This window comes from Paenibacillus sp. JNUCC 35 (genome assembly GCF_058269095.1).
The window spans coordinates 5,255,757-5,268,422 of the sequence record NZ_CM177771.1 but is presented as its reverse complement, the minus strand read 5'-3'; the positions used below and the strand labels follow the sequence as shown (position 1 = coordinate 5,268,422).

Below are 12,666 nucleotides of genomic sequence, written 5' to 3'. Positions count from 1 at the left end.
TTCTTTAGAATAGAGTAAGAATGTAAACGCCTACAACACGCGGATTGCCGAGGTACGTGCTTATCGCAGCGGAAATCCGGCCAGGGACAAGGAGGATGTGCAGCTTGGAAATAAAACGACCCCCCAGCCGGGACGAAATCGTGATCGGACTGATCGGTCCGGAAGAGCTTCTCGATAAAGCGGAGGAGACGATCAAAGCTTTTCCTTCTTTTCATCCTTTGTCTTTAAAATGGGAAGGGGAGCCGCACCGGCTACCGGACGTTCAGCGTCTCGGCGAGCAGGCCGAGGTGCTGCTTTTTACGGACCCGGACACATTCCGCCTCGCTAAGCAGAGCGTTGCGTTCCCGATTCCGGCGCATTATGTGCCGCTGACGGGCACGGGCTTATACCGTGCGCTCTATCTGGCCGGTCATACCGGCTCCCCCGGGAAACTGACCGTGGACGGACTGACGGAGCCTGTCGTAGCCAAGGCGCTGAGGGAACTCGGTGAGAACGGCATGGACGTGGTCTGTTACGGCGGACAGAGCGACGGCAACTTGCAGGAGCTGATCGACTTCCACCGGGCAGGGGCATCGGGGGACACAGTCGCCCTAACGGGAATGAAGACGGTTGCGGAGGCTCTGACGAAGGAAGGACTGCGCAGCGAATGGATCGCCCCGACCGAGCACGATATGACGATTTCGCTGCAGCGCGCGCTGCTCTCCACGGAGACGCGCCGGAGCAAAGAGGGCCAGATCGTCATCGGGTTCATCAACATCGACGGATTCGAAAGGCTGGCCGCCAGGTCGGGCTCCGAGCACGAAGTGCAGCGGATGAAGCTGGACCTTCACCGGATCGTGCTGGACTACGTCGAACATCTCGACGGGTATCTGAACACGCTCGGCGGGGACGAGTTTCTGTTCATGACGACGAGAGGGATATTCGAGCGGGAGACGGGCGGCTACAAATCGATCCCGCTGGCCAAAGATTTGTCGCTCATGCACGACCTCACGCTGAGCATAGGCATCGGCTTCGGCCGTTCCGCCAACGAAGCGGGTACGCATGCCCGCCTTGCCCTGCGGCGCTCCAAAGATGCGGGCGGCAATATCACGTTCATCGTGCGCGAGGATCGCAGTGTCATCGGTCCGCTGGAGATGACGGAGCCGAACCGCTTCGACCTGTCCCTGCTCGACGCCGAGCTGATCAAGGAAGCGGGGAGGGCGGGAATGACGCCCGCTTACCTGAGCCGGCTGGTCGCGTACGTAACCCGCTTCGGGAAGCTGGATTACACGGCGCAGGAGCTTGCGGGCGTCCTCGACGTGACGGTGCGCAGCACCCACCGCTTCCTGCTGGCTTGGCAGGATGCCGGGCTTGTCGACGTTATCGGCGAAGAACGCGGCGTTTCCAAAGGACGCCCCAAGCAAATATTCCGCTTGGCCTTTCTGGAGGAGAGAATCCGTTCGTGACGGTGACCGGTCACCGGAGGTCCTGCCGGACACTCGCGGATTGCGTGGAACGGACCGATCCTTCACGGCTGCGGGAATAAAGACCGGACAAGCGGAGCAAACTGTCAATGATTTACTCCATGCCCGCCCGCTTCCATTACGCCTTGATGCGTTTTTTTGAAGCCGTGCCCGAGCGGCACGATTTACAAATAAAAAAGCCCCTCGACAAGGAGCTTCAAAGCAGCAACTGCGGAACGGGTCTCTTCCCCCAGCGGAGGTTTTTTTAAGCCCGATGCATGCGGGTCTCGAATTTTTTGCCGAGCAGCCAAAGCAGGCCGATCACGACCAGGACGATCAGGAACTTCCAGGGCTGGCGGATAAAAGACATGATGTCGTACCCGACGAACGCCATGGTAAACACCATAACCGCCTTCCCGGCCACGATAGCCGGCAGAAAAATCATTTTCTCGACCCGGGACAGAGCCGCCGCCACCACAACCAGCGAAGAAGGCGTGAACGGGAAGCAGCTCAGCAGGAAGATCGTGCCGAACCCGTGGTTATGAATCCAATTCATCCCGTTGCGCAATTTGGGCGAGCGGGTCAGCTTTTGCATAAAAGCCGTATTGGACAGTCTGCGGAACAGCAGGAACAGGCAGGTCGCGCCCAGACTCGTGCCGAGCCAGGAGTACAGGAAGCCGAAGCCGAGCCCGTAGGACGCGGCGTTTCCCATGACAATCACGAACAGCGGAAGAACGGGAATGAAAGCTTCGATAAACGTCAGCAAAATACCAGGCAATGGACCGAGAGAGTTATAATGAGACAAAAGCTGCGCAATATTTTCTTCGGTCAGCACACTTTTTATAGATTCCCAAGTCACGGCGGTTTCAAGAGCTCCTTTTTCGGGTAGTGAAAGATCAACGGGTCTGTTTTAATGTTTCGTAAAAAAAGGGTTTATACATTAGTATAACGAATGAAATCCGGAATGGTTTCTCGGGCAGAAGCGGCATCCGTGTCCGGCAGATTCATCCGTTACCCAGTTTACCTTAAAACAGAATATTTCTTACACAGCACGAAAGGGGAATTTTGTTCATGGCAAACCGCAATCACAACGGAGGTGGCCCTTTGAAAACGGATCTTACCCGCATTCAGGATTACTTGGAGTGGCTTAAAACGAAAATCTATCTGGACTCCCTGTCCGATAAAGCGAAAACGCGTGCCCTGCGCCGCGGCGAAGTCTACAAATGCAATTTGGGAAAAGGCATCGGAAGCGAAGAAGAGAAAGAGCGCCCGTGCATCATTTTACAAAACGACGTCGGCAACAAACATTCCGGGAACACGATCATCGCGCCTATTACGCATACCGCGGGCATTCCGAGCGTATCCGTAGAACTCAAGGGCAGCTACACGTATTTGGAAGCGGGCAAAGAAAAGCAGCTTACCGGTTACGTACTGCTGGCCAATATTATGACTGTCAGCAAGTCGCGCATTACGGGGAGCTGCCTGGCGAACATCCGCGGAGAGATGGACGAGATCGAAGAAAAAGTGATGGTCTCTCTGGGCATGTTCAAAAAATATAAAGATCTTCTCGACAAAAAAGAGAGGGACAAAGCGTTTATCAAACGCCTGCTGCAGGAAAATTACGCGCTCAAAGAAAAACTGGATTTGTATGAGCGTCCGGACAGCGCGTCGGAAATACATGGTTGACAAAGCTTATTTGGTGTGGTTTAATTGTTTTAGCGACTTACAAATATGTTTGATCGGTTGATCGAATCGTATCCCAAAGGTCCATTACAATTCAAATATAAGGAATCCGTTGATTCCTTCGTCTTTCGAAAAAAGATCTCCCGCCAGAGGTCTTTTTTTCATGTCTACTAAATAATACACGGCAGGGGATATTTTGAAACGGGGAGACGCAAAAAGTGGAGCCAAAATGCAGTTCTGCAATCGTTTTCGAACCGCTTGGAGACCAGGCCGTCGTGCTTCGTCTGGGTGAAAGCATATCCGAAGAAGTACACCGGCGTGTTCTGGAGGCGGCGGAGACGATCAGCCGCAGCCCGTTTCCGGGACTGGTCGAGATCGTACCTACTTATACGACAGTCACGGTCTGGTACTCCGTCGTAGAGGCGGCTGTGGCCGCCGGCAGGCATTTCTCTCCTTCGGAGCTGGAAGAAACCGAGGCCATGCTGGCAGGCGGGGAGCCTGTCGTTTACACCTGGGTCCGCCGGCATCTGGAGCGTGTTCTAGAAACCGGTGCCGCGGAGGATCCGGTTCTTCCAGCTTCTCCGTCACGGGAAATTTTTATTCCGGTATGTTATGGAGGCTCCTTCGGTCCGGATTTGGAAGATGCCGCACGTACTCTCGGGATGAGCCCGGAAGAAGTTGTGCGGCTGCACAGCGGAGGCGTATACCGGGTCTATATGATCGGCTTTGTACCCGGATTCCCTTATTTGGGAGGACTTCCTTCTTCTCTGGCTCTTGCGCGGAGATCTAATCCCAGGGTCGCCATTCCGGCCGGATCGGTGGGAATCGGAGGCAGCCAGACCGGGATCTATCCGCTGCCTTCACCGGGAGGCTGGCATATTATCGGCCGTACGCCGCTTGATCTGCTGCGGACGCGTCACAGTCCTCCGGTGCTGCTGCAGGCGGGGGACACGGTTCGCTTCGTGCCTGTAGACGAAGCGGATTACGAGCGGCTCTGCCGTGAAGAAACGGAGACGGCTAAGGAGGGGAACCGCCGATGAGCCTGCTTGTGGAAAATCCGGGGTTGTACACGACCGTGCAGGATACGGGGCGCTTCGGCTTCCGCCGCTTCGGATTTGTTTCCGGAGGGGCGATGGACGTCTTGTCGATGCAGGCGGCCAACATCCTCGCGGGCAATCCCAGGCATGCGGCCGTGCTGGAATGGACGCTCCAGGGCCCGCGGCTGCTGCTGCGTCAAGACACGCTGGCCGCATGGTGCGGCCCGGAGTTTGCGGTATACGCCGGAGGGACACCCGTTCCCGGCTGGCGCCCCGTATATATCCGGGCGGGGACGACGCTCACGCTCGGAAGCGGGCGTAACGGATGCCGGGGCTATCTTGCCCTCGCGGGCGGCATCGACGTTCCGCTTGCGCTCGGCAGCCGGAGCACTTACACCCGCGCCGGGTTGGGCGGGTTGGAAGGACGGCCGCTTCAGGCGGGCGACGAGCTGCTGCCGGGCAGGCCGTCACCGGCCGCCGAGCGGATGATGGCAGAGCTACGGCTTCAGGCTTCCGCCGAAGACATTGATGTCCGGGCGGCCGCGTGGGAGGCATCCTGGGCCGTCAGACCTGGGGGGACGGCGGGGAACCCTGCGGTGCTTCGTGTCGTCCGCGGCAGTGAGACCGGCCGGTTCAAGGGAGGTCTGGACGCCTTGACCGCGAGCGTTTACCGCGTGCAGCCCCAGTCGGACCGCATGGGCTGCCGGCTGCAAGGCCCCGCCCTGGAGCTGTCCGTTCCGGGCGAACTCGTATCGGAAAGCACGGCGCCCGGGACGATCCAGGTTCCGCCGGACGGACAGCCGATCGTGCTGGCCGCCGACAGCCAGACGACCGGCGGGTATCCGCGAATCGGGCATGTCATCAGCGCGGATCTGCCGGTTCTGGGCCAGCTTGCTCCCGGAGCGTCCGTGCGTTTCGCGGAAGTGACGCTGCATGAGGCGCAGGCGGAGCTTATGCGCCAGGAAATGAACCTGAGGCTGCTCCAGACCGGAGTACGCGCAAGGATGGGGAGATAAGGCATGGTATCGATCGATTTGAACTGCGATATGGGCGAAAGCTACGGCGCTTACCGGTTCGGCCGGGACGAGGAGCTGCTGGAGAGCATTTCATCGGCGAATATCGCCTGCGGGTTCCACGCGGGAGATCCCGGCGTCATGCGCCGGACAGTGGCGCTCTGCCTGGAGAAAGGCGTCGCCGTAGGCGCGCATCCCGGGCTGCCCGACCTGGCCGGCTTCGGCCGCCGGGAGATGGCAGTCGGCGCCGAAGAAGTCTACGAGCTGACCTTGTATCAGCTCGGAGCCCTTCAAGCCTTCGTACAGGCCGAAGGCGGCACTCTCCGCCATGTGAAGCCCCATGGCGCTCTGTACCACATGGTGGCCGCACGCGGCGATCTGGCCGATGCGGTCGCCCGGGCGGCGCTGCGCGTCAGCGGCGGCGCTTTCGTGCTGCTCGGACCGCCGGGCAGCGAGCTGCTTCGCGCCGGGAAGGCGCACGGGCTGCGCGTGTCGGCCGAGGCGTTCGCCGACCGGACGTACCGGCCGGACGGCACCCTGACGCCCCGGACGGAGCCGGGAGCGCTGCTGAGCGACCCGGCGCAGGCGGCCGCGCAGGTGCTGCGCCTCGTGCGCGACGGCGCCGTGACCGGCGCGCGCGGCGAGACCGTGCCGCTGACCGCGGAGACGGTCTGCGTGCACGGGGACGGCCCGCACGCGGCGGCCATCGCCCGCTCGGTCCGGGCGGCGCTGGATGAGGCGGGCGTTGCGGTCCGACCGCTTTGGGGCGCGTGAGGGCCTCGCGTGCGGGCTCAAGCGGTGAGGCGCCGCAGGACGGCCGGGCCATCGGAGCCGGGTGCACAGCCCGCGGTGCGGCGCGCGTTCACGTCCTGCTTCAGGTGACGCAGGACGGCTGACGGCGAGAGCCGAATCCGGTCTGGATCTGCGGAGCTGCTCCGTTTTCCAGGAATAGCTGGAAAGAACGACTATAACGAATCTCCCCCTTGAGAACGGGCCCGCAAATATGCGTTAATAGAGATGCAGCCGGCCGGCTCCACTCTATCAGGAAAGGAGTGATTCGGAACAATGAACACGACAATGGAGGTGGCTTCTGCGTAAGCGGAAGCCCGTGTCGAACCGGGGGCGGCAGCGCCCCCGGTTTTTATTTTCCTGAAGAATTATGTGAAATGTGCGTGACAAAAACAGGCCGACTCCATATAATTGGAAATAGTAAACCCAAAAAAATTAGGTGAAAGGAGATGGTTTCCATGAAATTTGTTCAAACAGTAAGAGTGAAAGTCACCGTAGAGGTGCTCATTTTCTAACTGCTATCATCATGGAAGTACCGTTCACCTGTTTGTATATACATACAAGCTGCGGCACGATACCTATCGTGTATATCTTTCCTTATGAATGATAGCAGGTGCGGAAGATGAAGACCCTCTACGTTTGACGATGCGGTACGGATCATACACGACCAATTCGAGGAGGTTTTCATCCGATGAGTTACAAGAACGGCAAGGATATTCTTCCGGCCAGCTTGCTTAAAGAGCTGCAGAATTACATTCAGGGAGAGATCATTTACGTTCCGAAGAAAGAGAAGAAACGCGCAGGCTGGGGAGAAAATAACGGAACCCGCCTCATCATAGAACGGCGCAACCGCGAAATATTCCGGTTATACCAAAACGGTTCAACCGTGCTGGAGCTGATTCAGGCGTTTCATCTATCGGAAGACAGCATACGCAAGATCATTGGAAAAACACGCGAGCGGCTCAAAGAAGCTGCCGCGACACCATAAAACGGCGACCTCTAAGGCCGCCGTTTTTCTATGTCTTCCGGCAGTCTCCCCCAGAGGCTGGAAATTTTTTTACCCGGATCGGGCTCGTGTGCTATCATAGATAAAAAGTTGCGGTGGATGGTTTATGGAAGGATTTCGGAAATTTAAATCGAACCCTATCGGTGTAGAGCAGACCGCAGACGAACAGGAGGAATGGACTTGAATCCATACCGCATTTTGCTCGCAGACGACGAAGCCGCACTCCGGTTTTTGTTGACCGAGACGCTTTCGGACGAAGGATATGCCATCACGGAGGTTATGGACGGTAAAGAAGCGGTTGCCGAGCTCGTTAGAGAGCGTTACGATCTGGTTATTCTGGATTACATGATGCCGGAGAAAACCGGGGTCGAGGTGTGCGAATGGCTGCGTTCGGAAGGCGGGATCAACCGCGAAGTGCCCGTTATCCTGCTGACCGCCAAGGCTCTGGACAAGGATCGCGAGAAAGCGACTGCGGCCGGTGTCAGCACTTATATTGTCAAGCCGTTTAGCCCTCTCCAGCTGGTCGATACCGTGGAGGCTCTTATAGGCGGCGCATGACCGCGATTACGCGATTACGAACGGAGTGAATCTCAACCATGAATCAACCGAGCTCCCGGGGGCATGGCGCAGATGCTGAGGGAAGAGACGAACGGCTGCTGAAGCAGGGGCGCAGGCTGTTCATTAAGGAATTGGCCCATCAAATCGCACAGATGGACGACCTGCTGGTGATCATAGCTTCCTCACCGGAGGTGAAGGATCTTCAGGATATGTACCGGATCGTTCACATGTTGAAAGGAAGCGCCCCCATGTTCCAGTTCGGGAGAATCGGCAAAATCGCCGAGGAACTCGTCCGCGTGTGGGAATGGACGCAGTCCCTTCATCCATCTGCGGCGTTAACGGCGGATTTCACCCCTCTGGTCAATGAAAGCGTCACGCACACGAGCGAATATATCCGTCATCTGCTGATGGAACACGATGTTTCCGTGATCGAGCTCGAGGTGGACGAACAGAAGGAAAACGGGATCGTACACACAATGGGCGGCAAAAGGCGCTTGTTGATCATAGACGATGACGATGTGCTGCGCACGTATCTGGTGCGGCGGCTCGAACTGGACGGCTACAAAGTGGACGAAGCGAGCGACGTCCCGTCCGCCAAGCTGCTCTTGCGGCAGCAGGCCTACGACTTGATTACGCTGGATCTTATGATGTATCCGCAGTCGGGTTATGAGCTTTTCGATTTTCTCAAGGAAGATCCGACTTTGAAATGGGTGCCTCTGATCGTGTTGTCCGGCCGTGACGATTTAAGCGATAAAGTGCGTTGTTTTCATCTGGGCGCGGATGATTACGTGACGAAGCCTTTTCAATATGAAGAGCTGGCCGCACGCATTTACGGGATTGTGAAAAGAACCAAAAATTTCGAAGAGCTGGCCTTCCGCGATCCCTTAACGGCGGTGTTCAACAGGAGGTACTTCGATCACCAGATTCAGCTGGAGCTGGAGAGGGTGCAGCGCTATCCGTCCGCCATCTCGCTCGCCTTTATCGATATCGATAATTTCAAACGGATCAACGACCGGCACGGTCACCATACGGGAGATCTGGTTCTTCAAGGTCTCGCGCATTTGCTGCAGACCCGGATGCGCTCGACGGACCTTGTTTTCCGCTTCGGAGGAGAAGAGTTTGTCGTGGTCATGCCGGGGACGGGAGCGGAAGCGGCGGCGGAGTCGCTGTGCGCTCTGCTCAAGATGGCGCACCTTCAGCCGATCGTGTCCGACGAGGGGGAGGACTACTGGATTACGTTCTCCGCGGGCGTGTCGGCCTGGCACCCGGATCTGTCCATAGACGAATGGATTCTGAGGGCCGACCGGGCGATGTATCGGGCGAAGCAGGACGGCAAAGACCGGATCTATATCGAGGAGGAGGCGGAAGCCGCTCCGGCCGGTTGCGAGGGAAGCCTCCGGCATCGTCCCAAGCTGCTCGTCGTGGACGACGATAAGATTTTGCGCGCCATTGTGGTCTCGGGCCTTCAGCACCTGCCTCTTGACATCGAAGAGGCGGCGGACGGAGAAGCCGCCTACGAGCGTATCCGCGAAGGCGGCATAGATTTGTGCATTTTGGACGGCATTATGCCCAAAATGAGCGGAATCGAGCTGCTGGAACGTCTTAACACCGAGCCTCCCGTGACGGGAACCATGTGCAAGGTGATCATGCTTTCCGGTCGAAAAAAAGAAGAAAGCATGGACACGCTTCAAAAGCTCGGCGTTCACGAGTACATGACCAAGCCGTTCTCGATGGTCGAGCTGGAGATGAACGTGAAGCGGCTTCTGGATTGAGGGGCGTGCGTCCGCTTCATCCAATTAAAAAACCATTTCAGCCTGCAGCAGGCCGGAAATGGTTTTTTTTAATGGAAGGTAAGCCGGGGACCGAATTGCCCGGTCGGACATCGGCAGCAAGAGCGCTTTACACGAGCTGCCCCTGTGCCGTAAAAAATACGCGTCCGCCGACATGGATGGCGAATCGGCCGTCCATTTCGCTTGCCCGCAGATATAGCAGCGACGGGCGGCCGATCTCATAGCCCTGCTCGACAGCCGTTTCGACGGACGGGCCGCCGAAATAGCGGTAGCGCGCCAGGTAAGCGGCCAGGCAGCCGTTAGCGCTGCCCGTAGCCGGATCTTCCGGCACTCCGAGCTCGTCGACGAACACGCGGGCGTTGATCCCGTTCGCGTGTTCGTAAGTCTCCGGGCAGAACGGCATAACGGGGACGGCGGCTTCTGCGGGAAGCGCGGCCGCTTCTTCGGCCCGGTAAACCGCGCTGCGCACGGAAGCGAGGGTTTTCACGGGAATGAGGAGGAAAGGGATGCCGGTCGATACCACTTGAGCGGGGTAGCGTTCGTCGATTTCCTCCGTTTCCAGTCCGATTACCGCTGCTGCGGCGGAAGCGGAAATAAGGCTTCCGAAAGAAGGCTGAAGCTGCTCCATCCAGAGCACGCCGTCGCTGCCGAAGGTGACCGGAATGTTTCCGGCGGGAACTTTCAGGGTAATTTCCTGTGCATCGGGACTGTAAAGGTGACGGATGATCCAGGCGGTCCCCAGACAAGGGTGGCCGGCGAACGGCAGCTCGCTGTTCGGCGTAAAGATACGGACCCGGTAGCTTCCGTCCGCATCCGGTTCTGGCTGGAGGAACGTAGTCTCGGAATAATTCATTTCGCGGGCAATGCTCTGCATATCCGGGACGGACAGCGGCTCGGGACAAATGACGACGGCGAGAGGATTTCCCGCATATTTCCTTTCGGCGAATACATCGACGATATAAAAATCCTGCTTGGACAAGCTCATGGGGGCACCGCCTTTTTTCGGAAAATAGAATTTGAAATGATTTTAATGAAATTTTTTGTGAAAGTACAGCACAGAAACAGAAGCAGGACTTCTCCCTTCTTTCATGGAATTGTCATCTGAGCTTTCTTTCTCCGCCTTTTTCATCGCGTATACTGGAGGAGGCCGACAGCTCAAGACATTCGATTCGGGGAACCTGTTTCTGGTACACTCATCTTAGGGGGTGGAGTAAATGGCCAAACGGTATTTTACGGTAGAGGAAGCCAATGCCCTGCTGCCTGCGGTACAGGATCAGATCTCCGGTCTCAAGGAAATTAAGAAGAAGTTTGAGGACAAGTATGCGGAGCTGCGTGAAAAAAGACAGGCGGTCCGCAGGCTGGGCGGAAAAGAAGCGTACGATCCGCTCTTCGAGCTGGAATGCGATCTTGAATTTCTGCAGATCGAAGCCCGCGGAATGATTCAGCACTTTTATCATCAAGGTATCGAGCTAAAGGACATTGATTCCGGCCTTGTGGATTTTCCGTCCATTCTGGGTGGCGAAGAAGTCCTCCTCTGCTGGCGCAGCGGAGAGGAACGCATCGGTTATTATCATAGCCGGCAGGACGGATACACGGGCCGCAAACCGCTCCCCGGAGATTAAAGGTCCGGGAAGCGTGACTTACAAAGACACTGGAGGCGGATGGACTGAACATGAAAGGAAAGGTAGTGAAGACGGCACGGCGGGCCTTTTTTACGGCCGGTCTGCTGTGCCTGCTCGTCATCCTGGGAGGATTGTTTCCCCGCGAGGCGTTTGCGCATGCGATTCTGACCGGGACGGACCCCGCTCCGAACAGTACGCTGGCGCAGGCGCCGGAACAGATCAAACTGACCTTTAACGAGCAGTTGGAAGAAGGCGTCTACTATATACGTGTTCTTGACCAGTCGGGCGCGAAGGTTACGGACAATGCGGCGGTGATGACGAAAGACCGGACGGGGATCGTTCTGCAGCTGCCGAAGCTGGACGACGGGCTGTACGTGGTGTCCTACCACGTCATCTCGGGTGACGGTCACCCGGTGGGCGGGAGTTATCCGCTCACGGTCGGCAATGCGGTGCCCGCCGCGCAGAACGGGAACACGGGCGGCACGTCCGCCGGACACAACCATAATCTCGGCAGCTCGGGCGTAGACGGGCTGATCCAGTATGCGGCGCGCGGTCTGTGGTACGCGGCGATGCTCGCGCTGACCGGCTGGCTGTTCTGGAGGCGCTCGGAATTCGGCCGCAAGCTGCCGCAGGAAGTTTCCGCGAAATGGACGCTGAATCTGCAGCGGTTTTATTTGGTTGCTTTGCTTTTTGTCATTCTTACACATGTGGAGGCTCTCCTCGGCGACGGAGGACTTTCCCAGCTCGGCAGTCTGCTGACGGGTACGGGAATCGGTATTTCCTGGCTCGTAGCGCTTGGCTTGTCTCTGTCGGGCTTCGTACTGCTCGGACGAGCCGCCTGGCTGGACTATGCCTGGGCGGCCGCGCTGCTGGCGGTTAAAGCGATGTCCGGGCATGCGGTAACGTTCCCGCCCGTCTCGGCGAGCGTAGCCGCCGATTTTATCCATCTGGGAGCGGCGGCTGTCTGGGTAGGCGGCTTGACGGCGGCAGCCGCGGTGTATCGGAACAGAAGGGAGGAGTTTACCTCCTTCCTGGGCCGCTTCTCAGGAGCGGCGCTAGGGTCGATTATCGCGCTTACCGTGAGCGGCGTCGTGCTGACGCTGTTATTCCTGCCCAGTCTGGATATGGTCATTTATACCCAGTGGGGTATTCTTATGCTCGTTAAGGTCGGCGTCGTCGTGCTTGTCGTAGGGACGGCAGCCTTCTTGCGCTATACGATGAAGAACAAGCGGGACAAGGCGACAGCGAAGCTCTACAAGATGGATTTCAGCTTTATGCTGATTATCCTTGCGGTGGTCGGCGTCCTGACTTACTTGTCTCCGGCTCCCCCGAATGAGCCGCTGAACTGGCACGAGATGGGCAAAAGCGTGCATATGACGGCCGAAGTGTCTCCGAAAGCACCGGGCACCAACACGTTCAAGGTGACGGTCTGGGTGCTGGATACGTTGGGACCGCCCAAGCATGTGCAGATGAACGCCCAGTACGAGCCGAAGGAAGAAGAGGAGGCCACGCTGGCTCCCATCCAGATTCCGCTGGAGCTTCAGGAGAATCAGGAAGAAAACTGGCTGGAGGGGTACAACATGTACACCTATTACACCCAGGGACCTTACCTGCCGCTTCCCGGCAAGTGTACGCTGGAAGTCCGGATTATGGACTCCAACGACGACGAGGCGGTTTACAAGAAAGAATTCAGGCTTTATTAGCTAGCGAAAACAGCCCCTTATGC

12 protein-coding genes are annotated in these 12,666 nt (G+C 57.7%); 10 read left to right on the top strand and 2 right to left on the bottom strand.

Going from position 1 to position 12,666, the window contains the following annotated elements:
• The first annotated feature begins 104 nt into the window (after window positions 1–104).
• Window positions 105–1,445, top strand: a complete 1,341-nt coding sequence (locus AC2TF6_RS23795; RefSeq protein ID WP_491308785.1) for a hypothetical protein — start codon at window positions 105–107, stop codon at window positions 1,443–1,445.
• Window positions 1,446–1,707: 262 nt separating this feature from the next.
• Here AC2TF6_RS23795 and AC2TF6_RS23790 read toward each other — a convergent pair whose 3' ends face one another.
• Window positions 1,708–2,301, bottom strand: coding sequence for a TVP38/TMEM64 family protein (locus AC2TF6_RS23790; protein WP_491308784.1), 594 nt, complete (start codon window positions 2,299–2,301; stop codon window positions 1,708–1,710).
• Window positions 2,302–2,546: 245 nt separating this feature from the next.
• Between AC2TF6_RS23790 and AC2TF6_RS23785 the strand changes: the two genes are divergently transcribed.
• The 7 genes from AC2TF6_RS23785 (at window position 2,547) to AC2TF6_RS23755 (ending at window position 9,300) form a co-directional block, all read left to right on the top strand.
• The gene (locus tag AC2TF6_RS23785) at window positions 2,547–3,128 is read left to right on the top strand and encodes a type II toxin-antitoxin system PemK/MazF family toxin (RefSeq protein WP_218229052.1); all 582 of its coding nucleotides are present in this window, start codon (window positions 2,547–2,549) and stop codon (window positions 3,126–3,128) included.
• Window positions 3,129–3,343: 215 nt separating this feature from the next.
• Complete coding sequence (gene pxpB, locus AC2TF6_RS23780) at window positions 3,344–4,165, top strand: 5-oxoprolinase subunit PxpB (protein WP_491308783.1); 822 nt, start codon at window positions 3,344–3,346, stop codon at window positions 4,163–4,165.
• A complete protein-coding gene (locus AC2TF6_RS23775) occupies window positions 4,162–5,178 on the top strand; it encodes a 5-oxoprolinase subunit C family protein (protein WP_491308782.1) in 1,017 nt (338 codons plus the stop codon). Before pxpB ends, AC2TF6_RS23775 begins: the two co-directional genes overlap by 4 nt.
• A 3-nt stretch (window positions 5,179–5,181) precedes the next feature.
• Window positions 5,182–5,949: a LamB/YcsF family protein gene (locus AC2TF6_RS23770; RefSeq protein ID WP_491308781.1), complete on the top strand. Its 768-nt coding sequence runs from the start codon at window positions 5,182–5,184 to the stop codon at window positions 5,947–5,949.
• A gap of 706 nt (window positions 5,950–6,655) precedes the next feature.
• Window positions 6,656–6,952, top strand: a complete 297-nt coding sequence (locus AC2TF6_RS23765; RefSeq protein WP_103994553.1) for a CD3324 family protein — start codon at window positions 6,656–6,658, stop codon at window positions 6,950–6,952.
• Between the two features lie 198 nt (window positions 6,953–7,150).
• On the top strand, window positions 7,151–7,528 hold the full coding sequence (locus tag AC2TF6_RS23760; RefSeq protein WP_009676144.1) for a response regulator: 378 nt from the start codon (window positions 7,151–7,153) through the stop codon (window positions 7,526–7,528).
• Window positions 7,529–7,566: 38 nt separating this feature from the next.
• Window positions 7,567–9,300 (top strand): diguanylate cyclase, encoded by a 1,734-nt coding sequence (locus AC2TF6_RS23755; protein ID WP_491308780.1) that lies wholly within the window; start codon window positions 7,567–7,569, stop codon window positions 9,298–9,300.
• 127 nt (window positions 9,301–9,427) lie between these two features.
• Here the strand turns inward: AC2TF6_RS23755 and AC2TF6_RS23750 are convergent, their stop codons facing one another.
• Window positions 9,428–10,303, bottom strand: coding sequence for a PhzF family phenazine biosynthesis protein (locus AC2TF6_RS23750; protein WP_491308779.1), 876 nt, complete (start codon window positions 10,301–10,303; stop codon window positions 9,428–9,430).
• A 229-nt stretch (window positions 10,304–10,532) separates the two neighbouring features.
• Here AC2TF6_RS23750 and AC2TF6_RS23745 point away from each other — a divergent pair, with 229 nt between their 5' ends.
• Both AC2TF6_RS23745 and AC2TF6_RS23740 read left to right on the top strand, forming a co-directional pair.
• On the top strand, window positions 10,533–10,940 hold the full coding sequence (locus tag AC2TF6_RS23745) for a DUF2203 domain-containing protein (protein WP_405080272.1): 408 nt from the start codon (window positions 10,533–10,535) through the stop codon (window positions 10,938–10,940).
• Between the two features lie 50 nt (window positions 10,941–10,990).
• Window positions 10,991–12,643 (top strand): copper resistance CopC/CopD family protein, encoded by a 1,653-nt coding sequence (locus AC2TF6_RS23740; protein ID WP_491308778.1) that lies wholly within the window; start codon window positions 10,991–10,993, stop codon window positions 12,641–12,643.
• The last annotated feature ends 23 nt before the right edge of the window (window positions 12,644–12,666 follow it).

Excerpts from the sequence above, each read along its gene's own strand:
- AC2TF6_RS23755 (WP_491308780.1), top strand. The coding sequence starts at position 7,567 with ATGAATCAACCGAGCTCCCGGGGGCATGGCGCAGATGCTGAGGGAAGA.
- AC2TF6_RS23765 (WP_103994553.1), top strand. The coding sequence starts at position 6,656 with ATGAGTTACAAGAACGGCAAGGATATTCTTCCGGCCAGCTTGCTTAAA.
- AC2TF6_RS23750 (WP_491308779.1), bottom strand. The coding sequence starts at position 10,303 with ATGAGCTTGTCCAAGCAGGATTTTTATATCGTCGATGTATTCGCCGAA.
- AC2TF6_RS23745 (WP_405080272.1), top strand. The coding sequence starts at position 10,533 with ATGGCCAAACGGTATTTTACGGTAGAGGAAGCCAATGCCCTGCTGCCT.
- AC2TF6_RS23775 (WP_491308782.1), top strand. The coding sequence starts at position 4,162 with ATGAGCCTGCTTGTGGAAAATCCGGGGTTGTACACGACCGTGCAGGAT.
- AC2TF6_RS23740 (WP_491308778.1), top strand. The coding sequence starts at position 10,991 with ATGAAAGGAAAGGTAGTGAAGACGGCACGGCGGGCCTTTTTTACGGCC.
- AC2TF6_RS23770 (WP_491308781.1), top strand. The coding sequence starts at position 5,182 with ATGGTATCGATCGATTTGAACTGCGATATGGGCGAAAGCTACGGCGCT.